The sequence below is a fragment of the Mesorhizobium sp. M0800 genome (assembly GCF_040320095.1).
Classification (GTDB): Bacteria; Pseudomonadota; Alphaproteobacteria; order Rhizobiales; family Rhizobiaceae; genus Mesorhizobium.
The window spans coordinates 14,310-33,305 of sequence record NZ_JAMYOZ010000047.1 but is presented as its reverse complement, the minus strand read 5'-3'; the positions used below and the strand labels follow the sequence as shown (position 1 = coordinate 33,305).

The window sequence follows — 18,996 nt, the reverse complement described above, 5'->3', positions numbered from 1 at the left end:
GTAAACTCATCACAGCCCTCAACGCCATGGTCCGAGACAACAAATCGTGGAATCCGGCATCGATATGAAGCACGGTTGCTCATCCGTCTCGGCGCTGCGCGCCAATCCACCTTCTCCCACAAGGGGAGAAGGGAAGGGGCAGCGCTGACCTTTCCGATTGAATTGATTGAGCAAATCAGCGGCCACCGGCCTGACCAAGCGTATGGCGCTCCACAAGCCTCTCGGCTTCCGCAATCACCTCCGGCGGCGTGACGCTGCGGCCGGGCCTGGCTAGCAGCGTCGATGAGAATGGCCCGCGCGGGCCGGTCAGGCCAGGCTCGGTAGCGAGGAATATCGCCACCGTCGGCACGCCGAAAGCGCTGGCGAGATGGGTCAGGCCGGTGTCGGCGCCGATGACCAGCGCCGAGCCGCCGATGTCGGCGGCGATCTCGGCTAGCGGCGACCTGGGAACCACCACGGTTTGCGAAATGGCGCGGGCGATCGCCTCGGCAACCGCCTGTTCCCGGTCGTTCGACCAGGTGGTGACTGGCGTCATTCCCATGTTCACCAGCAGGCGGGCGGTTTCGATCCAGTCCGCGACCGGCCATTTCTTGTCCTCGCGGCTGGTGCCGTGCAGCAGGAAGGCGGTCTTTTCGCCGACAAAAATCGATCTTCCGGCTGGCGGCGTGATACCCGATTCAAGCCTGGAAAAATCCGGCTCGTAGCCGAGCGCCAGCCCGAACAGGCGTCTCGTGCGCTCGATGGCATGCAGGCCGCGCGGCACGGCGTAGCGATGGCCATAAAACAGGCTCGCCGAAGGCTCGCGGGCGCTCGAACGGTCGAAACCGGCGATCGGCGCTGCCGCCAGCCGCGCCACCAGCGCCGATTTCAGCAAGCCTTGCGCATCGAGAACGAGGTCGTAGCGGCAATCGCGCAAGGCGCGGCGCAAGCCGACCACTTCCCGCCATGTGCCGGGCTCGAGCAGCTTCCTGCGCCAGCGCCGGATCGCCACGCTGTGGATGGTTTGGATGGCTGGATGCAGCGCCACGATGCCGGCAAATGCCTCTTCGACACACCAGTCGAAGGAGATATCCGGCCGAGCGCGGCGCGCGTCCTCGATCGCCGGGAAGGTGTGGATGACGTCGCCCATGGACGATGTCTTGACGATCAGCACTTTCATGCGGCGGCCGGCATTTCCAGCAGCCGCTCCGCCGCCGCCACGACGCGTTCGACCTCCAGCGTCTTCAGGCAGTTGAGATGACCGAGCGGGCAGATTTTTTTGTGGCAGGGCGAACAGGACAGGCCGAGCCAGACCAGTTCGCGGCGCTCGGCGAGCGGCGGCGTGTTCTGCGGCGAGGTCGAGCCGTAGACGGCGACTACCGGCGTGCCGACGGCGGCGGCGACATGCATCAGCCCGCTGTCGTTGGAGACGGCGAGCCTCGCCGCCGCGATCAGGTCGATGGCATCCTCGAGCCGCGTCTGGCCGGCAAGATCGACGGCGCCCGGAGCCAGCGCGGCGATTTCAGCCGTCACCTCAGCGTCGTTCTTCGACCCGAACAGCGCGACGCCAAACCCTTTCGCCATCATCTCATGGGCAAGGCCGGCATAGTGTTCGCTCGGCCAGCGCTTGGCCGGGCCGAATTCTGCGCCGGGCATGACTGCCACGAATTTCCCCACCGTCAGCCCGAAACGGCTGAGCAGTGCCGCCTGGCTGGCTTGATCGACGGCGAGCTTCGGCGCCTGGAAGGCGCCACCACGGGCAAGGCTGAAATAGGCCTGCGCGGTGCGCCGTTTCAGGCGATCGGGCAAGGGCACGATGTCGGTCAGAAGCCCATAGCGCATTTCCTTGAGATGGCCGACGCGGCGCGGAATGCCGGCAAAGAACGGGATCAGCGCCGACTTCCAGCTTCCCGGCAGGACAAAGGCCATGTCGTAGCGGCCGCGCAGCAGGCGGCCGAAGCGCCTTCGGACGCGGAATTCGAACGCGCCGGATTGCAGCGGCAGGTCGATCTGCTGGCGGATTTCGGGCATGCGCTTGACCAGGGGTGCTGCCCACGCCGGCGCCAGCACGTCGATGGCGGCGTTGGGATGAAGCTCCTTCAGCGCCTGGAACAGGCACTGCGCCATGACCATGTCGCCCACCCAGCGTGGGCCGATCACGAGGATCGTTGGGCTTTCAGCCATTCGACATAATCTCTGACGCCGGTTTCCACTGTGCGGAACTGGCCGTTGTAACCGGCTGCGCGCAAGCGGGACATATCAGCTTGCGTAAAGCTCTGGTAGCTGCCCTTGAGGTGGTCGGGAAACTCGATGAATTCGATCTGGCCCTTGCCGAGCGTATCGATCACCGTCTCGGCAATGGCGCGGAACGGCTGGGCCTTGCCTGTGCCGCAGTTGAAGATGCCGCTCGAGCCGCGTTTCCACAGCCACAGATTGACGTCGGCGACATCGCCGACATGGATGAAATCGCGGCTCTGTTCGCCGGGCCCGAAACCACCATAGGCGCCGAACAGTTTCGGGTTCTGGCCTTGCTCGACTTGGTTGAACAGATGGAAGGCGACCGAGGCCATGGCGCCCTTATGCGCCTCGCGCGGTCCGTAGACGTTGAAATAACGCAGACCCGCCACTGGCGAGTGGTCGGTATCGAAGACAGTGCGGCGGACATAGTCGTCGAACAGTTTTTTCGAATAGGCATAGACGTTCAGTGGGCGCTCGTATTGCGGCTCCTCGCGGAACTCGGCGCCGCTGCCATAGACGGAAGCGGACGAGGCATAGAGGAAGGGCAAGCGCAGGGCCAGGCAGGCGTGCAGCAGGCGCTTCGAATAGGCGTAGTTGACCTCCATCATGAACTTGCCGTTCCATTCGGTGGTGGTCGAGCAGGCGCCCTGGTGGAAGACGGCCTCGATGCGGCCGAGGTCGCCGGCCTCCATCCGCGCCAGAAAATCGTCCTTGTCGAGATAATCGGCGATCTCGAGATCGGCGAGGTTGGCGATCTTGTGGCCGTCGGTGAGGTCGTCGACGACGAGGATGTCGCTGAAACCCTCGGTGTTGAGCGCGGCGACGATGTTGGAGCCGATCATGCCGGCGCCGCCCGTGACGATGATCATGAAAGCCTCTGGTACCTTGTGCCGGTTGTAGCCCTTCTGGGATTCTGGCCTTATAGGGGAGGCGGGCCGGGCTGTCGACAAAGCAGGTGGCGGGGCGGCCGGATGAGCGCCATAGTGGCGCCGCAAACGTCACGTTTCAGTCGGCCTGCCGGCCGATCGGCGACAGGAGCAAGGTAATGCCGTCAACCGAACTGCTTGTCGCCTTTTTCGCCACCACGGCGATCTTCGCCTATATCCCCGGCCCCGCCATGCTCTATGCCGCCGCGCAAACCATGGCGCGTGGCCGCTGGTCCGGCCTGATGGCGGCGCTCGGCATCCATCTCGGCGGCTACGTTCATGTCTTCGCCGCCGCTGTCGGCCTGTCGGTGCTTTTCCATGCCGTGCCGGTGCTTTACATGGCGGTCAAGCTGGTCGGTGCGCTGTATCTGGTCTGGCTCGGTGTTTCTTTGTTTCGCGCCAAGGCGCAAGGCGACGTTGTCTTGCCGGGAATTCAGCCGAAATCCGCCCGCCGCGCGTTTTTGGAGAGCGTTGCCGTCGAGGTGCTCAACCCGAAAACGGCGATTTTCTTCATGGCGTTCCTGCCGCAATTCATCGATGCCTCGGCAGCGTTTCCGGTCTGGCTGCAGTTCGTCGTGCTTGGAACGATCGTCAATTTGATGTTCTCGTCGGCCGACATTGTTTGCGTGGTGCTGGCCGGCGCAGTGATCGCCAGGCTGCGGCAGTCGAGCCGGGCGCAGCGCCTGATGCGGCGCGCCGGCGGTGCGGTGCTTGTTGGGCTGGGCGTGCATGTCGCGTTGCAGAAAAGCTGACGCACTGTCTCGCCGCCGCGATCGGTCGAAGGCCTGCCGTTGCGTCGGCTGAAATTGCGGTATATCGGCATCGCCATGAACGGCCGGCCCTGCCAATCGAATTTCCCATCACTGAAAATCGGCCCTCCCGCGCGTTGACATGATCAAGCTGCCCTCTCCCGAACCTCTTCACCGCGCCATCTCGCGCTTCGGCGGCGCCACCGTGCTGGTGGTCGGCGATTTCATCCTCGACCGTTTCGTCAACGGCGTGATCGAGCGCATTTCGCCGGAAGCGCCGATCCCCGTGCTGCACGGGCGCGGCGAAACGCTGGCGATGGGCGGCGCCGGCAATGTCGTCGCCAACATCGTTTCGCTCGGCGCTGCCGTCATACCAGTCTCGGTGATCGGCGCTGACGAGGCCGGCAAGAACCTCATGCGCATGCTCGGCGAATTTGGCGTCGACACCGGCGGGCTGGCGCAGGATGCCGATCGCATGACGTCGTCCAAGAGCCGCTTCAGCGCGCTCAACCAGCAGGTGCTGCGTTTCGACGAAGAGGAAATCAAGCCGCTGGGCGATGCCGAGCGCGCGACATTGGTCGGGCATTTTCGCGAAGCGCTGGCACGCGCCGACATCGTCATTCTGTCCGACTATGGCAAGGGCGTGCTGCTCGACGGCGTCGCCGGCGAGCTGATCTCGATCTGCCGGGAAGCGGGCAAGCCGGTGCTGGTCGACCCGAAGGGCCGCGACTATGCGCGTTATGCCGGCGCGACGGCAATCACGCCCAACCGCAAGGAACTCGGCGAGGCGGTCGGCCGCGCGGTGTTTGCCGACGACGAAATCGAGGCGGCGGCGCGCCAGCTGATTTCGGCGCACGGTTTCGATTTCGTTGTCGCGACGCGCAGCGAAAAGGGCATGAGCGTCATCGGTGCGGACGACGCCCGCCATATCGCCACGCAGGCGCGCGAAGTGTTCGACGTTTCGGGCGCCGGCGACACGGTAATCGCGACCTTCGCGCTGGCTCTTGCAGCAGGGGCTGATCGTGTCATGGCCGGATCGATCGCCAACGCCGCCGGCGGTGTTGTCGTCGGCAAGCGCGGCACGGCGCGGCTGACGATCGAGGAACTCACCGGTGCGCTGTTTCGCTCGCATGGTCCGGTCGCCCACTTGGATGCGATCCTCGATGCCGCCGCCGCCGCGCGGCTGGTGGCGGGCTGGAAAGACGAGGGCTTGAGCGTCGGCTTCACCAATGGCTGTTTCGATATCCTGCATGCCGGCCATGTCAGCCTGTTGCATGCGGCGCGCAGCCAGTGCGACCGGCTGGTGCTCGGCCTCAACAGCGATGCCTCGGTGCGCCGGCTGAAAGGGCCGGGGCGCCCGGTCAACGACCAGCATGACCGGGCCTGCGTGCTGGCAGCACTTGCCTCGGTCGACGCCGTCGTCATCTTCGAGGAGGATACGCCGCTTTCGCTGATCGAGGCGCTGAGCCCCGACATACTGGTCAAGGGCGCCGACTATACGGTCGATCAGGTGGTTGGCGCCGATGTCGTGCAGAAGGCCGGCGGGCGCGTCGTGCTGGTCGACCTCGTCGCCGGCAAGAGCACGACCGGCACCATCGGCAGATTGCGCGCCGGGAACTGAGGGTTTCATGTCCGAACTGAACGATTACCTGGGCCGCTCGGCGGCCGCGATTTCGGCGATGGTCGAGCGCGACCTGACCAGCGAGATGGAGCGGGCGGTCAGCGCCGTCGTCGCCGCGCTTTCGCAGGGCAAGGCGCTGCTGATAGCAGGCAATGGCGGTTCGGCCAGCGACGCCATCCATATCGCCGGCGAGCTGGTCGGCCGCTTCCTCAGGGAGCGCAAGGCCTACAACGTCATCGCGCTGCCGGCCAACGCGGCGGTGCTGACCGCCTGGGGCAATGATTACGGCTTCGACACGGTGTTTGCGCGCCAGGTCGAGGCGCATGGTTCGGCGGGCGCCGTGCTGCTCGCCATCTCGACCAGCGGCAATTCGCCAAGCATCCTCGCCGCCGCCCAACAGGCGCGCATGATGGGCATGACGGTGGTCAGCCTGACCGGCGACACCGGCGGCAAGCTGAAGCCGCTCTCCGACATCCTGCTCAACGTACCCTCGACCTCGACGCCGATCATCCAGCAGGGGCATTTGTGCCTCTACCACCATTTGTGCGAAATGGTCGAAACGCGCCTCTGCGACACAGGGTGATCCTCGAACTCTCAGTACCTGGGTTCCTCGCCCTCCGCGAAGCGGGGGAGAGGTGGCCGCCCACGGGTCTTGCCTTCGGCAAGCCCGAGGACAACCTCCGCGGCCGGAGAGGGGGCTTCGTAGAGCGCGGTTCCCCTCTCCGTCTCGGCTTCGCCGAGACACCTCTCCCCACTTTCGTGGGGCGAGGAACCCAAGCTGGCATGAAGCCGCATTCTAACGCTGAAGGCAATTTTGTTCTTGCTTTGTGCCGGCAGCTATGCTACTAATTTGGGTATGGTGATGATTTCCACCGACGATCCCGCCCGCCGAGGCGGTTTTTTTGTTTCCGGGTTTTTGCTTCGCAGCCGCTTTGCCTGCTCTCTTAAGCCGAAAACGCCACCAGCCCTTCGTCTTTGACCCGGCGGATGGTCAGCGCGGTTCGCACCGTATCGACATTGGGGGCCGAGGCCAGTTCCTCGATGACGAAGGTCTGGAAGGTGCCGAGATCGCTCGCCACGCAATGCAGCAGGAAATCGGACTCGCCCGACACCATCCAGGCATCGCGCACCATCGGCCAGCCGCGGGTGCGCTCGGCGAAGGTCTTGAGTTCGGCGTCGGCCTGGTGATGCAGGCCGATCAGACAGAAGGCGACGACGTCGAGTCCGAGCGCCGGAGCGTTGAGCAAAGCGCGGTAGCCGCGGATGATGCCGGCCTCTTCCAGCCGCCTGACGCGGCGCAGGCACGGCGGCGCCGAAATGCCGACGCGGCTCGACAGTTCGACATTGGTCATGCGTCCGTCCTGCTGAAGCTCGCGCAGGATCTTCCAGTCGATGGCATCGAGATCGGCCTTGATCGGCATGGTGGCTTCCGTGGTGACGCGAAAGAATCTTTCGCGACTTTGTAGTTAAACGACTTTGCTGTCTATTCCATCCGCTGGATCGAGGATTTTCGCATCATCTTGCTGCGGGTTGCTTGTCGCCGTCGCCGGCGCCGAAGCTTTCCGGGGACGAACGGCAACTTGCCTTGCTGGCGTCGCAGGCAACACTTACATTACGCGCAACAATCGACGAGAGTTCATGCCACAATCCATGGCTGCTCCCCGCAGAGGCTTTTCATGATCACCAAGCACGCGCCTGTTCTCATCATCGGCTCCGGCCCCGCCGGCTATACGGCGGCGATCTATGCCGCCCGCGCCATGCTCAAGCCGATGCTGGTCGCCGGCCTGCAGCAGGGCGGGCAACTGATGATCACCACCGATGTCGAAAACTATCCGGGCTTCGCCGAACCGATCCAGGGTCCATGGCTGATGAGCGAGATGCTCAGGCAGGCCGAGCATGTCGGCACCGACATCGTCAACGACATCATCACCGAGGTCGACCTCAACGTGCGGCCGTTCCGCGCCAAGGGCGATTCCGGCACGATCTATACCGCCGACGCGCTGATCATCGCCACCGGAGCCCAGGCGAAATGGCTGGGCATCCCGAGCGAACGGACCTTCATGGGATTTGGCGTTTCGGCCTGCGCCACCTGCGACGGCTTCTTCTATCGCGGCAAGGATGTCGCGGTGATCGGCGGCGGCAATTCGGCGGTGGAGGAAGCGCTCTATCTCTCCAACCTGGCCAAGAGCGTCACCGTCATCCACAGGCGCAGCGATTTCCGCGCCGAGCGCATCCTGCGCGAGCGGCTGCTGCGGAAAGATAATGTCCGCGTCATCTGGGACACGGTGGTCGACGAGATCACCGGCAGGCCCGGCAAGGCGCCGCTGCCGCCTTCGGTCGAAGGGCTGAAGCTGCGCAACGTGGTGACCGGGCAGGAGATGCATCTGGTGGTCGACGGCGTGTTCGTGGCGATCGGCCACGCGCCGGCGGTCGAGCTGTTTGCCGGCAAGCTGAAGCAGAAGCCGAACGGTTATCTGTGGACGGCGCCGGATTCGACCCGCACCGACATGCCGGGCGTGTTCGCCGCCGGCGACGTGACCGACGACATCTACCGCCAGGCGGTGACGGCGGCCGGGCTCGGCTGCATGGCCGCGCTCGAGGCGGAAAAATATCTGGCGGGGATCGAGGTTCACCGCGAAGCGGCGGAGTGATTGTTCGATAAGCGGCTGAGAAAAGCCGCGCAAAAGCCTGATTTTTCATTCAGACGCCGAAAACAGGCGGACGCCAGAAAACAGGACGAGGGGAAATCATGGCGTTGGATTGGGACAAGCTACGCGTGTTTCACGCCGCGGCGGAAGCGGGGTCGTTCACCCATGCCGCCGAAACACTGCATTTGTCGCAATCGGCGATCTCGCGGCAGGTCAGCGCGCTCGAGCATGACGTCGGCGTGCCGCTGTTCAATCGCCACGCCCGCGGCCTGGTGCTGACCGAGCAGGGCGAGATGCTGTTCCGCACGGCGCACGACGTGCTGATGAAGCTCGAAACCATCAAGTCGCGACTGACCGAAACCAAGGACCGGCCTTCCGGCGTGCTCAGGGTGACGACCACGGTCGGCCTCGGCGCCGGCTGGCTGACCGAGCGCGTGCAGGAATTCATCGAGCTCTATCCCGAGGTCAGCCTGCAGCTCATCCTGGCCAATGAGGAGCTCGATCTCACGATGCGTCAGGCCGACTGCGCCATCCGGCTGCGCCAGCCGCAGCAGCCCGACCTCATCCAGCGTCGCCTGTTCACCGTGCATTTTCATCTCTACGCGGCGCCATCCTACGTAAACAAATACGGCAAGCCGAATTCCATCGCCGAGCTGAAAACCCATCGCATCGTCACCTTCGGCGTGCCGGTGCCGGCGCATCTGTCGGAACTGAACTGGCTGGAGACGGTCGGCGATTTCGAAGGCGGGCAAAGGGTACCGACGCTGCAGATCAACGACATCCTGTCGATCAAGCGCGCGGTGCAGGGCGGCGCCGGCATCGCCATGCTGCCCGATTACGTGGTCAGCAAGGATTCCGGGCTGGTGCAGTTGCTGCCCGAGACCGAAGTGCCGTCCTTCGATACCTATTTCGCCTATCCCGACGCGATGAAGAACCAGGCGAAGCTGCATGTCTTCCGCGATTTCATCATCGCCAAGGCGCGCAGCTGGTCGTTTTAGTTTCTAGATCCTGTCGACAAGGTATCCTTTTTGCCGTGCTCGCCCAAGTAGACGGCACCATACGGGTTGAATTTGAAGTCGTCTTCTTCGTACGCTTCGATGGGTAGCAGTATCCCATTGTTACGGACTAAACTCAGCCCGACGCCTTCGGTAAACATCTCATCGGCAACACGGTCGATTATCGAGCTGAGCACCAGCTCATCGTCGGAAAGACTCCTTGGCGCGAAGACCTCTGGCAGACCGACGAGATGGAAACCGACGCTACAGAAGAACTCTCCGTCACTTAACGGCCGCTTGCTGAAGGCAAGGCGGCAAGTACGTGCTAAACTCGGGCCGTCCTCCGCGTTTTCCGCATCACGGCCAAGTTGTTTCCATCGAGCCGCACCGTGCGCAATGCCAGCACTCTCGCCTTTTGCGGCAATAGCATCACTGTTCAGTGCATGCACGATTAAGCGAAGGGCGATTGCCGACGTCTCAACGGCACTTTCGATATCCATATGGGGACCAAGTACATAAATCACGCAACCGTGCTCATGGACGGCCGCTTCGTCCTCTTTAGTCCGTCCCCCCTTATGTACCCGATCCCAAGACACATCGAACGACTCAACCATGCGATCATCCGGCGCGTCCTGCGAAAAGTGCGTATCAATTTCAAACCCCGGGGCGAAATTGTCGATTGCCGACTGAATTGAGCGACACAGCTCAGAATATCCACCCTGCCTTCCCAGCATGCAGAGCACATGGCGTGGCTGAAATTCTGAAAAGCTCATTTATGTCGACCCTACAACACCCCAAACAGCGATCGGCGAAAGCGTCCTTCTCCCCGTCACTATAACGGAGAAGATAGCGGCAGCCAGATGGGGCAGCACCAGCCTTTTTGTCTGATGTCGTACTTGGGCTCCGCGGTTTGGTAGTCCTGATGTGTCGCGCCGCCCTCACCGCCTGCCATTTCTCCGCCGTATAGTGACGGGGAGAAGGAGCTGTCTCGCCGGTTTCGCCAATTGTCGGCGTCCAGAAATTACCCGCGCCAAGGTGTCAGGCGGGGCAGCCAGCTTGGTACGGCACGGCGGTAGGCCTCGTATTCGTCGCCGTAGCGGCGGGCAAGCGTCGGTTCCTCATATAGTCTCACGAAGGAGATCATGGCGGCCGCGGCGATGACTAGATAGGCGGCGACCGTCCAGCTCGAAAACAGCAGTGCCTGGCCGAGGACGATCGACAGCACGGCGACGTACATCGGATTGCGGACATGGCGGTAGATGCCGCCGACGACCAGCCTTTCGGTCGGCGCGACCGGGGCGGGGGTACCCAGGCCCTCCAGGGCAAACCGGGCAAAGGCGTGCAGCAGTATGGCTGTGCCGGCGACAACCAGCAGCCAGCCCACAGGAACGAAACCGGGCAGTCTCGACCAGGGCAGGCGATAGCGATCGGTCAGCAGCCAAGGCAACAGTCCGGCGACCACGCCGGGCGCTACAGCAAGGAAGATGACGCTGCCGGCGATCGCCGAAGTGGCTCGCATATAGCTCTCCTTACGGGCGCGGCCTTGAACGGTCTCCTGCAACGCGCTTCAGGTCTTGTCCGGCATGTAACCCAAACCGCTGCACCCTCAGGTCAAGCTCGATGGCGGGCTTTTGGGCGGCATGCACCAGCAAGGTCTGGCTGCCGAAAAAACAAACGCCTGCTGCACGATTCCACGTCATCCTGCGTTTTTCGACTTTCCGAGCAGGAATCGCTGCTGATTCGCGGCCGCGGATCGATTTTTGCCTTGCCGCAGGCTATATTTCAGCGATTCAACTGGTCCTATTGCGCTTCGGGACGGATTAGACCACAGCCGGCACCTTTTTGCATGTGAGTGTTGCAAAATAGATGCTTGTTTCTTGGGCATGAAGAGCACATATATAGATCATCTCCTGAGCGCGTTCTCCTCCCATTAGCGCTCTCGAGTGTTCCCCTCTGGAGGTTAGCCTTAACAGGCACTTCCAATCAAACTCAGCCGGGTCTTCATTGATCCGGCTTTTTTGTTGCCCGAAACCAACACATCGCCAGAAAATCGGCCGGAACTGGCGCGTAACAGTGACATGTAACCTCGGGTAACATGCGTGGGCACGCCAAATCGAGTAAGCAGAGCACAGGACGCGGTGTGGCTCGTCCGGGGGATGGGGGCATCACTCGGACGACCCGGGCTCAGGCAGCTACCGCGTCCGAACCTTCCTCCGCCAAAACACCGGCGGCAAGCATGCGGCGGACCTGCCGTTTCGCCTCCCACGAAGACGGTCCGCAAGAAACGGCGCCCGAATGATCCGGGCGCCGTTTCCTGTTGGGCCGCAAAGGCAGCTCAGGCGGCCTTGCCATTGGCGTTCAGCGCTTCGTCGGCCAACCGGCCGGTGAGTTCGGCCATGTGGTCGAAGACGGCCCGGTAGCTGGCGACACCCGCCGTGGCCGAGCGCAGCTCGATGATGAGGTCGCCGATCTCGGCTTGCGGCATGGTCGCCTCGACGACGTCCCATCCGGGCCAGTCGGGCCGCGCGTCGTAGCCGAGGATCTGGCCGCGCCGCTGCGGGATCAGCGCAATGATCTTCGACGTCGCGTCGGACGGCGTGACGATCTCGACCTTCATCACCGGCTCGAGCAGCACCGGCGAGCACGCGGCCATGCCTTCCTTCATCGCCAGCTTCGCCGCCATCTGGAAGGCCATGTCGGAGGAATCGACCGCATGGTAGGAGCCGTCGGAAAGGTTGACGGCAACATCGACGACCGGGAAGCCAAGCGGCCCGGACTTCAGGTAGTCACGCACGCCGGTCTCGACCGACTGGATGTAGGTCTTCGGCACGACGCCGCCGGTGATCGTATCGGTGAACTGGAAGCCTGACCCGCGCGGCAGCGGTTTGATCTCGATCACGACGTCGCCGAACTGGCCGTGGCCGCCTGATTGTTTCTTGTGGCGGCCGCGCTGCTGCGTCGCTTTGCGGATCGTCTCGCGGTAGGGCACAGCCGGCACATGGCCTTCGACCGGGATCTGGTTCTTGCCTTCCAGCCGCTCGCGCACGACGCGCAGATGCATCTCGCCATGGCCGGACAGCACGGTTTCGGCCGAATCCTGGTTGTGATGCAGGTTGAGCGAGGGATCTTCCTCGGCCAGGCGCTGGATGGCCGCCGACATCTTGACCTCGTCCTTGCGCTCTTTCGGCCGCAGCGCGAAGGCGAAGACCGGTTGTGGCGGCGCCAGCGTGACCAGCGGCTGGATGCCGCCCTTGGTCGAGCTCAGCGTCTGGCCGGTCCTGACGGCGTCCAGCTTGCCGAGCGCGACCGTGTCGCCGGCCTTGGCCGAAGTCAGCTTGACCTGGTCCTTGCCGAGCATCTTGTAGATGCCGGAGACCTTTGCCGTTTCGCCATTGGAAAGGAACAGCTCGGCGGCGTCGGCGACCTGGCCGGACAGGATGCGCGACACAGACAGCTTGCCGCCATGCGCGGTGTGGATGGTCTTCATCACCTGGACCACGGTGGCATTGCCATCGGGAGCGCCGAGGCGCTGGCGCGTCGCCTCGATGTCGGGTGCGTCGTGACGGATCGCCTTCAACAGGCGCAGCACGCCATTGCCCTTCTCGGCGGTGCCGATCAGCACCGGCGTCACCATGCCGTCGCGCAGGTCGGCGGCAAGATCGTCGAAGATCGCATCCTTCGGCGGTTCGATCTCGTCCAGCAATTGCTCCATCAGCCGGTCGTCATGGTCGGCGAGCGTCTCCAGCATGGAAAAGCGCGCCTCGAGCTCGCGCGCCTTGTCGTCGCTCGGGATCTGGGCGACCTCGCTCTCGGCATATTCGCGGTAGATGTAGGCACGCTCCAGAGCGAGGTCGATCGAGCCGATGACGACGCCGTCCTTGCGCAGCGGGATCTGGCGCAGCAGCAATGGCACCGAGCTTGCCGGCTGCAGCATCTTCAGCGTGTCGCGCACACCTGCTATCGCCTTGTCGACCTTGTTCAGGAACAGCATGCGCGGCACGCCGAGATCGTCGAGCTTGCGCATGATCAGCTGCAGGGCAGGGATCTTCTTCTCGTCGGCTTCGGCGACGACCACGGCGACGTCGCAGGCGGCCAGCACCGGCTCGGCTTCGAAGGAGAATTCGATGGAGCCGGGACAATCGACGAAGGTGAACGGCTCACCCATGAAATCGGTGGTGGCGAAGGTCGCCTCGACGCTCATGCCGTGAGCGCGCGCCTCGGGCGAATGATCGGAAACGGTATTTCCGGACGAAACGGGATTCTGGCGGGGAATGGCGCCTGTACGGGCGAGTATGGCTTCGAGAAGTGTCGTCTTACCGCTTGCGAAGGGACCGACTATGGCAATGCATTTCGGTCCCGTGCGTCGTCCTCCGGCGCGAGTACCCATGGCTGACCTCCACTCAGGCGTTTCCCTGTGAGCGGCGGCCGGCCTGTCGGCCGTCGCGGGCGAGGCTTTTTTCAATTTGCCACCTACCCAAAGGGCATCGTCCCACGGGCAGGCCGGGAGGGCAAGGGATTTGAGGTTGAAGGGATTTGAAGTTGGGGCCGGTTCAGCCGGTGCCGGTTAGGCGCGACGCCAGCGGGGGTGCGTCGACGCGCTGCACCGCCACCGTCTCGGCAAAGCGCGCGAGCAGCGGATTGAACAGGTCCGCCCGCTCCCAGAAAGGCGCATGCCCGGCGCCGGAGATGATGTGGCAATGCTCCCACAGCGAGCCGTAGGCGAGCGTCTCAAAATAGCCGAGCCGGACGAACGGATCGTTCTCGCCATTGACGATAGCGACCGGAAACGCGGCCTGCTCGACCACCTGTCTCTGGTCGGCGCCCTTGCCGGTGAGCATGCCGCGCGTCACCGCGGCGCGCAGCCGGCCGTCGGTGCGCAGGATGGCTTGGCGAAAGGACGGATCGGCGGTGTCGCCGAAACACAGCGTCTCGAAGCGCTCGGCATCGCGTTCGGAATACGTCTTTTTGGACGCCAGCAGCATGTCCCAATGCGCGTGGAAGCCGCGCAGCATGCCGAAAGGACCCTTCGATACCGGCGGCGCGCCGGTCAGCATCAGCCCGCCGACGGCGCGGTGAAAACTCGCGAGTTCGATTGCCACGTGCCCGCCAAGCGACCAGCCGAAGACGACGGCGCGGCCGATGCCCAAGGTATCGAGGAGCTGAGCCGCCGATTGGGCAAGGCCGGCGATGGTGTAGTCCGTCGCCGGATCGCGGGCGTCCGACGATTCGCCATGGCCGGGCAGGTCGAAAGCAATCAACCGATGGGCAGCGGCCAACGGGCTGTCGAACTGGCGGGCGAATACGGCGCGCGAACTGCCCGAGCCGTGGATCAGGACAAGCGGGATGCCGGGTCCCGACGACTGGCTGAGGCGCAAATCCGCTTGCGGCGTGCGGATCGTGCGGTGGGAAACGGCCATATCTGGTTTGGACCTTGGGATTGTCTCCAGGTCAACATCGCATGCCGAGGTCACCATGTTGTTTAGAACGGTGGTTAAGAAATGATTTCTCGGCTTGCGCCGGGTATGATGAACGAATCCACCACAGCTAAACCCCGGAGCCTGATGATGGAATCCACGCTCGACCTTCTCGTCTCGATCAGCAGCATCGCGACGCTCGGCCAATATGCCTGGTCGATGCGCGCGCATTTCCAGTCGCAGACCATGTCTCAAGGCGCGATGATCATTTCGGCCGTCGTGGTCGGCACGGCGCTGTTCTTTCTTGCGCTGCTGTGGATCGAGCGGCAGCCGGTGGCGGCGAAGATCGGCGGGCTCGCCATCGAACTGGCAAGCTCGGCGCTGTTCTGGTGGGCGATCTCGGTCTCCCGCAAGGCGGGGCTGCGGTTCGCATTCGATCCTGACAATCCCGACAGCCTGGTGACCGAAGGCCCTTATCTCCATGTCCGGCATCCGTTCTACACGTCCTACATCATCTTCTGGATCGGATGGGGTATCGCGACCTGGTCGGTCTGGGCGGTGGTGCCGGTCGCCGGCATCGTTACGATCTACGTGATCGCGGCCTTGGACGAAGAGCGAAAATTTTCGCGGACAAGGTTGGCTGATGCCTACGACGCTTACCGCACGCGGACCGGTCTGTTCTGGCCGCGTTTTGCCCGCAGCCGGCAGGAGATGCAGCCGGCATCGGACGAAAGTGGTAGGGTCTAAGACACTGGATTGAATCGAGGACTTGCGACGATGAAGATTATTGCCTGCGGCAGCGTGCCGACGATTGTTGCGCCGGAAAAATACTTCACTGGCCGGGTTTTGCAGACGCCGATCATCGAGAAAGAGGCGCCGGCGCGGCTCAGAGCCACGCTGGTCAGCTTCGAGCCCGGCGACCGAACCCACTGGCACACGCATCCGCTCGGCCAGACGCTCTATGTCACATCCGGTGCCGGTCTCGTGCAAAGCTGGGGCGGGCCGCTGCAGGAGATCAGGGCCGGCGACGTCATCTCCTTTGCGGCCGGCGAAAAGCATTGGCACGGCGCCGCGCCCAAATCGGCGATGACCCACATCGCCATGCAGGAGGCGCTCGAGGGTGTGCATGTCGATTGGCTGGAGAAGGTGAACGACGAGCAGTATGGCGGCTGAAACGTCTCAGACCAGCGCGGCGGTAAAGCGCTGGATGCGCGTGCAGGCCTCTTCGAGCAGAGCCTCCGACGTGGCGTAGGAGATGCGGAAGTTCGGGCCGAGGCCAAAGGCCGAGCCGAAAACAACCGCCACGCCCTCGGCCTCGAGCAGTTCCGAGCAGAAGGTTTCGTCGCTGTCGATCACCTTGCCGCTCTTGGTCTTTCTGCCGATCAGCTGGGCACAGGAGGGATAGACGTAGAACGCACCCTCCGGCGACGGACAGGTGATGCCGCGCGCCTGGTTGAGCATCGAGACGACGAGATCGCGCCGGCCCTGGAAGATCGCCTTGTTCTTCGGGATGAAATCCTGCGGGCCGTTCAGCGCTTCGACCGCCGCCCATTGGGCGATGGTGCAGGCGCCGGAGGTCTGCTGGCCCTGGATCATGTCCATCGCCTTGATCAGCGGCACCGGGCCTGCCGCATAGCCGATGCGCCAGCCGGTCATGGCATAGGCCTTCGACACGCCGTTCATCGTCAGCGTGCGCTCATAGAGCTTAGGCTCGACCTCGGCGATGGTCTTGAAGACGAAGTCGCCATAAGTCAGGTGCTCGTACATGTCGTCGGTCAGCACCCAGACATGCGGGTGCTTCAACAGCACGTCGGCCAGGCTCTTGAGTTCCGCTTCGGTATAGGCGGCGCCCGATGGGTTCGACGGCGAGTTCATCAACAGCCATTTGGTGCGCGGCGTGATCGCCTTTTCCAGCACGGCCGCCGTCAGCTTGAAGCCGTTGTCGATCGAGGTGTCGGCAAAGGCCGAGGTGCCGCCGCAGATCGCCACCATTTCGGGATAGCTCACCCAGTAGGGCCGCGGGATGATCACCTCGTCGCCGGGGTTCAGCGTCGCCATGAAGGCGTTGAACAGGATCTGCTTGCCGCCGGTGCCGACGATGGTCTGCTCCGGCCGGTAGTCGAGATTGTTCTCGCGCTTGAATTTTTTTGCGATCGCATCGCGCAGCGGCACAATGCCGGATACCGGCGGATACTTCGTCTCGCCGCGGCGGATCGCCTCGATCGCGGCGTGCTTGATGTTGTCGGGGGTGTCGAAGTCCGGCTCGCCGGCGCCCAGCCCGATCACGTCGCGGCCGGCGTTTTTCAGCTCGCGCGCCTTCTGCGTCACCGCGATGGTCGCGGAAGGCTTTACGCGGGAAAGGACGTCGGCAAGAAAGGCCATGACAGATATCTCCAGAAAAGACCGGCGGGCGAAGGCGCCGCGGCGCCTCTCATGTCGCATCATCTGGTCAAGCGCAAGCCCAGCGCAGGCATTGTCGAATGAGCCAGCGCGCAATGCTGGCAACAATAAATTCACCAACGATCGGTAAAAGCTAGAACGGCAGGACCGTAGCCGGTCCGCCAGTCTCGCACAGCGAGGAACCGTGACGCGCAGCATCGGGCTTGCCCATATCATCCGCCATGATGACGGCACCGCCAGCGGTGTCTGGGGGGTCTATACGCTGCAAAGCGCTTTCCAGCCGATCTTCGCCTTCAACAAGGGCAAGCTTTCCGTCGTCGCGTTCGAGGGGCTGATCCGGCCGTTCCGCGAAGGCGAGCCGCAGCCGCCAATGAGTTTCTTCAACAGCTGTCCGGCGGTCGACCGCCTGCATATCGAGGCGCTGACACGGACGCTGCACCTTCTGAACGCGGGCGCCTGCCTGCCGCGAGACGCCTCCATCTTCATCAATTTCGATCCATCGGTGTTCACCGACCGCAGCATCGCCGACAAGGCGCTGCGCGACATGCGGCTGGTGCTGCATGAGGCCGACATCGATCCGCGCCGCGTCGTCTGCGAGGTCACCGAGCAGAAATCGGCGTCGCAGGAAACGCTCTACAATTTCGTCGAGGCGCTCAGGGGCAATGGTTTGCGCATTGCCGTCGACGATTACGGCGCCGACGAATCCGACATCAATCGCATCAAGGAACTCAGGCCAGACATCGTCAAGTTCGACGCCGACTGGATCATGACGCTGATGGAGTCCGGTGCCGGCTTCGCCTTGCTGACCGCTATGGTGACAAGCTTCGAAGAGCAAGGCATCCGTACGGTATTCGAGGGCATCGAGACGGGCTGGCAGCTTGAGCTTGCCGAAAAGTCGGGCGCCTCGATGGTGCAAGGCTTCGTGCTGGCACGCCCGGAGCTTGCACCGACCAGCTTTCACGTCTTCGACAAGGCCGGGCAGGCATCAGCGGTGTCGCCCGATAAGGACAAAGTTCCCGCGGCCGTTTCGCCATCGCGGCGGCCGATGCGGGCCTTTGGCCGCAGGGTGGCATCGTGACCGGGCGGGCCGACATGCGGCGCAAGGTCGGCGAAGCGATCTTTGCCGACGAGGTCGGCATCGAATATGGCGTCTACGGCGCATTCCGGCTTAGGAGCGCCTACCAGCCGGTCTTCGCGCCGCGCGGCAGGTTTCTCGCCGCCGTCGCGGTCGAGGGACTGATCGAGCCGCATCGTGCCGGCAGGCCGGTGGCGCCGCAAATCTTCTTCGAAGGTGTGCCGGCAGCGGATCGGCTGTTTGTCGAAACCATGTGCCGGGTGCTGCATTTGCGCAACTTCCGCAACATCGGCGTCGACGGGCTCGACCTCTTCTTCAACTACAATCCGCTGATCAACGATGACCCCGCACGGGCGCTGGCCGAAATCAGGCTGATGACCAGGCATCTGACGGATTTCGGCCTGCATCCCGGCATGCTGGTCTGCGAGATTACCGAGCAGGCGGCCGGCGACAAGGTGCTTGTCAGCCTGGCGCGCGAGATGCGGCGCGACGGCGTCCGCATCGCCATCGACGATTTCGGCACCGGGCATTCGACCGAAGAAAGGGTAGCGCTGGTGCAGCCCGACATCGTCAAGATCGACGGCACCTGGTTCGCAGAATTCTGCCGCCATGCCGCCGCCGAGCGGTTTTTCCGGCCGCTAGTTTCGACGCTGCACGACCGTGGCGCCAAGGTGCTGGTCGAAGGCGTCGAGAACGCCACGCATCTGCGCGTCGCGCTGGATGGCGGCGTCGACCTGCTGCAGGGCTTTTACCTTGCCCGGCCGGCGCTGGCCGGTACGCTGTTCGACGAGGAGCCGCTGTCGATCGACAGGCTGCTTGGCAGGGACAACAACGTCATCCCCTTGTTCGGATGAATGCATCAGCGGCGCTGATGGTTACGCCAAAACAAATCACTGGATGAAGCCGCCGCTGCCGCGATAGACGCTGGATCAAGCCCTGAGACGGGTGGTT

The 18,996-nt window shown here is 63.5% G+C and carries 19 protein-coding genes; 10 read left to right on the top strand and 9 right to left on the bottom strand.

Going from position 1 to position 18,996, the window contains the following annotated elements; translation table 11 throughout:
* Positions 1-175: 175 nt before the first annotated feature.
* From waaC to rfaD, 3 genes are read right to left on the bottom strand one after another with little or no spacing between them, the layout of a single operon-like run.
* Complete coding sequence (gene waaC, locus NKI18_RS31295) at positions 176-1,159, bottom strand: lipopolysaccharide heptosyltransferase I (protein WP_352622222.1); 984 nt, start codon at positions 1,157-1,159, stop codon at positions 176-178.
* The gene (waaF, locus tag NKI18_RS31290) at positions 1,156-2,163 is read right to left on the bottom strand and encodes a lipopolysaccharide heptosyltransferase II (RefSeq protein ID WP_352622220.1); all 1,008 of its coding nucleotides are present in this window, start codon (positions 2,161-2,163) and stop codon (positions 1,156-1,158) included. The genes waaC and waaF overlap by 4 nt, the downstream gene beginning before the upstream one ends.
* Complete coding sequence (rfaD, locus tag NKI18_RS31285; RefSeq protein ID WP_352622218.1) at positions 2,136-3,086, bottom strand: ADP-glyceromanno-heptose 6-epimerase; 951 nt, start codon at positions 3,084-3,086, stop codon at positions 2,136-2,138. The genes waaF and rfaD overlap by 28 nt, the downstream gene beginning before the upstream one ends.
* A 176-nt stretch (positions 3,087-3,262) precedes the next feature.
* Here rfaD and NKI18_RS31280 point away from each other — a divergent pair, with 176 nt between their 5' ends.
* From NKI18_RS31280 to NKI18_RS31270, 3 genes are all read left to right on the top strand, one after another.
* A complete protein-coding gene (locus NKI18_RS31280) occupies positions 3,263-3,895 on the top strand; it encodes a LysE family translocator (protein ID WP_352622216.1) in 633 nt (210 codons plus the stop codon).
* Between the two features lie 139 nt (positions 3,896-4,034).
* Positions 4,035-5,513: a D-glycero-beta-D-manno-heptose-7-phosphate kinase gene (gene rfaE1 / locus NKI18_RS31275; RefSeq protein WP_352622214.1), complete on the top strand. Its 1,479-nt coding sequence runs from the start codon at positions 4,035-4,037 to the stop codon at positions 5,511-5,513.
* A 7-nt stretch (positions 5,514-5,520) separates the two neighbouring features.
* Positions 5,521-6,096, top strand: coding sequence for a D-sedoheptulose-7-phosphate isomerase (locus NKI18_RS31270; protein ID WP_352622212.1), 576 nt, complete (start codon positions 5,521-5,523; stop codon positions 6,094-6,096).
* 361 nt (positions 6,097-6,457) lie between these two features.
* Here NKI18_RS31270 and NKI18_RS31265 read toward each other — a convergent pair whose 3' ends face one another.
* A complete protein-coding gene (locus tag NKI18_RS31265; RefSeq protein ID WP_352622210.1) occupies positions 6,458-6,934 on the bottom strand; it encodes an Lrp/AsnC family transcriptional regulator in 477 nt (158 codons plus the stop codon).
* A gap of 255 nt (positions 6,935-7,189) precedes the next feature.
* Here NKI18_RS31265 and trxB point away from each other — a divergent pair, with 255 nt between their 5' ends.
* Positions 7,190-8,164, top strand: coding sequence for a thioredoxin-disulfide reductase (trxB, locus tag NKI18_RS31260; protein ID WP_352622208.1), 975 nt, complete (start codon positions 7,190-7,192; stop codon positions 8,162-8,164).
* A 98-nt stretch (positions 8,165-8,262) separates the two neighbouring features.
* A complete protein-coding gene (locus NKI18_RS31255; RefSeq protein ID WP_023678345.1) occupies positions 8,263-9,159 on the top strand; it encodes a LysR family transcriptional regulator in 897 nt (298 codons plus the stop codon).
* On the opposite strand, the gene NKI18_RS31250 is transcribed toward NKI18_RS31255, so the two are convergent.
* Both NKI18_RS31250 and NKI18_RS31245 read right to left on the bottom strand, forming a co-directional pair.
* A complete protein-coding gene (locus NKI18_RS31250; RefSeq protein ID WP_352622206.1) occupies positions 9,156-9,929 on the bottom strand; it encodes a hypothetical protein in 774 nt (257 codons plus the stop codon). The two genes, NKI18_RS31255 and NKI18_RS31250, sit on opposite strands and share 4 nt — an antisense overlap.
* Before the next feature lie 248 nt (positions 9,930-10,177).
* On the bottom strand, positions 10,178-10,675 hold the full coding sequence (locus tag NKI18_RS31245) for a methyltransferase family protein (RefSeq protein WP_352622203.1): 498 nt from the start codon (positions 10,673-10,675) through the stop codon (positions 10,178-10,180).
* A gap of 101 nt (positions 10,676-10,776) precedes the next feature.
* Here NKI18_RS31245 and NKI18_RS31240 point away from each other — a divergent pair, with 101 nt between their 5' ends.
* On the top strand, positions 10,777-10,980 hold the full coding sequence (locus tag NKI18_RS31240) for a hypothetical protein (protein WP_352622201.1): 204 nt from the start codon (positions 10,777-10,779) through the stop codon (positions 10,978-10,980).
* A gap of 511 nt (positions 10,981-11,491) precedes the next feature.
* Here the strand turns inward: NKI18_RS31240 and NKI18_RS31235 are convergent.
* Together NKI18_RS31235 and NKI18_RS31230 are read right to left on the bottom strand one after the other, a co-directional pair.
* On the bottom strand, positions 11,492-13,543 hold the full coding sequence (locus NKI18_RS31235) for an elongation factor G (RefSeq protein WP_352458409.1): 2,052 nt from the start codon (positions 13,541-13,543) through the stop codon (positions 11,492-11,494).
* A 163-nt stretch (positions 13,544-13,706) separates the two neighbouring features.
* Entirely contained in the window at positions 13,707-14,573 is an 867-nt protein-coding gene (locus NKI18_RS31230; RefSeq protein WP_352622199.1) for an alpha/beta fold hydrolase, read from the bottom strand.
* A gap of 144 nt (positions 14,574-14,717) precedes the next feature.
* On the opposite strand from NKI18_RS31230, the gene NKI18_RS31225 reads away from it, so the two are divergent.
* Positions 14,718-15,317, top strand: coding sequence for a methyltransferase family protein (locus NKI18_RS31225; protein ID WP_352450428.1), 600 nt, complete (start codon positions 14,718-14,720; stop codon positions 15,315-15,317).
* A gap of 30 nt (positions 15,318-15,347) precedes the next feature.
* Positions 15,348-15,743, top strand: coding sequence for a (R)-mandelonitrile lyase (locus tag NKI18_RS31220; protein WP_352622195.1), 396 nt, complete (start codon positions 15,348-15,350; stop codon positions 15,741-15,743).
* A 6-nt stretch (positions 15,744-15,749) separates the two neighbouring features.
* Here NKI18_RS31220 and NKI18_RS31215 read toward each other — a convergent pair whose 3' ends face one another.
* Positions 15,750-16,952: a pyridoxal phosphate-dependent aminotransferase gene (locus NKI18_RS31215; RefSeq protein ID WP_023678337.1), complete on the bottom strand. Its 1,203-nt coding sequence runs from the start codon at positions 16,950-16,952 to the stop codon at positions 15,750-15,752.
* A gap of 202 nt (positions 16,953-17,154) precedes the next feature.
* Here NKI18_RS31215 and NKI18_RS31210 point away from each other — a divergent pair, with 202 nt between their 5' ends.
* Together NKI18_RS31210 and NKI18_RS31205 are read left to right on the top strand one after the other, a co-directional pair.
* A complete protein-coding gene (locus NKI18_RS31210) occupies positions 17,155-18,048 on the top strand; it encodes an EAL domain-containing protein (RefSeq protein WP_352458412.1) in 894 nt (297 codons plus the stop codon).
* Positions 18,045-18,899 carry an EAL domain-containing protein gene (locus NKI18_RS31205; RefSeq protein WP_352622192.1) on the top strand — a complete coding sequence of 285 codons (855 nt, stop codon included), beginning with the start codon at positions 18,045-18,047 and terminating at the stop codon, positions 18,897-18,899. Before NKI18_RS31210 ends, NKI18_RS31205 begins: the two co-directional genes overlap by 4 nt.
* Positions 18,900-18,996 lie beyond the last annotated feature (97 nt).

What these genes read in the sequence shown, in the direction of transcription:
- waaC (WP_352622222.1), bottom strand. Translation starts at nt 1,159, where the DNA reads ATGAAAGTGCTGATCGTCAAGACATCGTCCATGGGCGACGTCATCCAC.
- waaF (WP_352622220.1), bottom strand. Translation starts at nt 2,163, where the DNA reads ATGGCTGAAAGCCCAACGATCCTCGTGATCGGCCCACGCTGGGTGGGC.
- rfaD (WP_352622218.1), bottom strand. Translation starts at nt 3,086, where the DNA reads ATGATCATCGTCACGGGCGGCGCCGGCATGATCGGCTCCAACATCGTC.
- NKI18_RS31280 (WP_352622216.1), top strand. Translation starts at nt 3,263, where the DNA reads ATGCCGTCAACCGAACTGCTTGTCGCCTTTTTCGCCACCACGGCGATC.
- rfaE1 (WP_352622214.1), top strand. Translation starts at nt 4,035, where the DNA reads ATGATCAAGCTGCCCTCTCCCGAACCTCTTCACCGCGCCATCTCGCGC.
- NKI18_RS31270 (WP_352622212.1), top strand. Translation starts at nt 5,521, where the DNA reads ATGTCCGAACTGAACGATTACCTGGGCCGCTCGGCGGCCGCGATTTCG.
- NKI18_RS31265 (WP_352622210.1), bottom strand. Translation starts at nt 6,934, where the DNA reads ATGCCGATCAAGGCCGATCTCGATGCCATCGACTGGAAGATCCTGCGC.
- trxB (WP_352622208.1), top strand. Translation starts at nt 7,190, where the DNA reads ATGATCACCAAGCACGCGCCTGTTCTCATCATCGGCTCCGGCCCCGCC.
- NKI18_RS31255 (WP_023678345.1), top strand. Translation starts at nt 8,263, where the DNA reads ATGGCGTTGGATTGGGACAAGCTACGCGTGTTTCACGCCGCGGCGGAA.
- NKI18_RS31250 (WP_352622206.1), bottom strand. Translation starts at nt 9,929, where the DNA reads ATGAGCTTTTCAGAATTTCAGCCACGCCATGTGCTCTGCATGCTGGGA.
- NKI18_RS31245 (WP_352622203.1), bottom strand. Translation starts at nt 10,675, where the DNA reads ATGCGAGCCACTTCGGCGATCGCCGGCAGCGTCATCTTCCTTGCTGTA.
- NKI18_RS31240 (WP_352622201.1), top strand. Translation starts at nt 10,777, where the DNA reads ATGGCGGGCTTTTGGGCGGCATGCACCAGCAAGGTCTGGCTGCCGAAA.
- NKI18_RS31235 (WP_352458409.1), bottom strand. Translation starts at nt 13,543, where the DNA reads ATGGGTACTCGCGCCGGAGGACGACGCACGGGACCGAAATGCATTGCC.
- NKI18_RS31230 (WP_352622199.1), bottom strand. Translation starts at nt 14,573, where the DNA reads ATGGCCGTTTCCCACCGCACGATCCGCACGCCGCAAGCGGATTTGCGC.
- NKI18_RS31225 (WP_352450428.1), top strand. Translation starts at nt 14,718, where the DNA reads ATGATGGAATCCACGCTCGACCTTCTCGTCTCGATCAGCAGCATCGCG.
- NKI18_RS31220 (WP_352622195.1), top strand. Translation starts at nt 15,348, where the DNA reads ATGAAGATTATTGCCTGCGGCAGCGTGCCGACGATTGTTGCGCCGGAA.
- NKI18_RS31215 (WP_023678337.1), bottom strand. Translation starts at nt 16,952, where the DNA reads ATGGCCTTTCTTGCCGACGTCCTTTCCCGCGTAAAGCCTTCCGCGACC.